Genomic DNA, 1349 nt, shown 5'->3' on the forward strand with positions numbered 1-1349 from the left:
ACAAAAGGGGAAGCTCGTGAAGAGGCTGCGCGGCAGGAGCCGGGGCGCGCTTGTCGCGGCGGCGGCGATGTGCGTGGTGGCGGCGCAGCCGGGGCTGCCGGGCGGGACCGCACTGGCCGGAACTGCTCGGGCGGCCGACCAGCCGACTCCGTACGCGATCGATCCCCGGGCCACGCGCGTCGAGGGCGCGGAGACCACCAGCACCGCCGAGTCGCTCCAGCCGGGCGTCACGTACCGCGATTCGATCGAGCCGGGCAAGAGGCTCGTCTACCGGCTGGACCTGGACGACGCGGCGAACGCGTACGTGTCGGCCACCGCGGCGCCCGAGTTGGAGTCGCGGGTGGCGTACGGCGATGAGCTCACGGTCAGGATGGAGGACAGCCGGGGCAAGGAGTGCGACTCCGCACAGGCCCGGATGCTGCCGCCCGGTGTCTATCCACGGCCACTGACCGCGTCCGCCTCCCGGACGCTCGACGGCACGGAGGACGAGGCATGCCGGGAGGCCGGCCCGTATCACGTGATCGTGGAGCGGAAGTCGAAGCCCACGTCCACACAGGACCCGTGGCAGCTGGAGCTGCGCTATCTCTCCGAGCCGAAGCTGACGGGCGCCGGGCCCACCGAGGCGGCCGAGAACTGGCCGACCGCCTCCCCCGAGCCGCCGTCCGGTGCTCCGGAGCAGCGGGAGGGCGGCGCCGGTTTCGCCGACGCGGTGGTGTTGAGGCAAGGGCAGTGGACGGCGGCGATCGATCCGGGTGAGTCCCTTTTCTACCGGGTGCCCGTCGACTGGGGGCAGCAGCTGTTCACCAGCGCGGAGCTGGGCGGTTCGGAGGGGAACGGGGTCGTCAGCGGGGCGATGTCGCTCGCCGTGTACAACCCGGCGAGGGGGCTCGTCGACAGCGTGGGATCGATGTCGTACAGCGGCAAGCGCAAGTCGTTGTCGACGGAGCCGGCGCCGCCGGTGGACTACGCGAACCGCTTCAGTTCCATCGCCGACGAGCGGGCGATGCGCTTCGCGGGCTGGTACTACGTGCGGGTGAGCCTCAGCCCCGAGGTGGGCGAGAAGTTCGGTCAGAAGCCGCACGACCTGACGTTGCGGGTGACGGTCGACGGAGAGGCGAAGGACGGGCCGGGGTACGACGGTTCGGCCGGCGAGTTCGATGTGCCGGACGACAGCAGCCTGGGGCAGGGCCCGGTCGGCGCCGAGGACAACACCACCATGACCCTGGTCGCCGCCGGTGGTATCGGGACGGGGACCGTGCTGGTGCTGGGGCTCGGTGGGTGGGTGCTGGTCGCGCGGCGGCGGGAAGCGGGGCGGTAGCGGCGTCAGGTCTGGGCGAGGGCCCAGAAAC

1 protein-coding gene is annotated in these 1349 nt (G+C 71.9%); it reads left to right on the top strand.

The window, feature by feature from the left end; all coding sequences use genetic code 11:
* The coding region (locus BHU15_RS36895; RefSeq protein WP_218028101.1) for a hypothetical protein at positions 1–1318 on the top strand (1318 nt) is incomplete at its 5' end.
* Positions 1319–1349: the final 31 nt, after the last annotated feature.

This window comes from Streptomyces niveus (assembly GCF_001723055.1).
Lineage (GTDB): Bacteria > Actinomycetota > Actinomycetes > Streptomycetales > Streptomycetaceae > Streptomyces > Streptomyces niveus.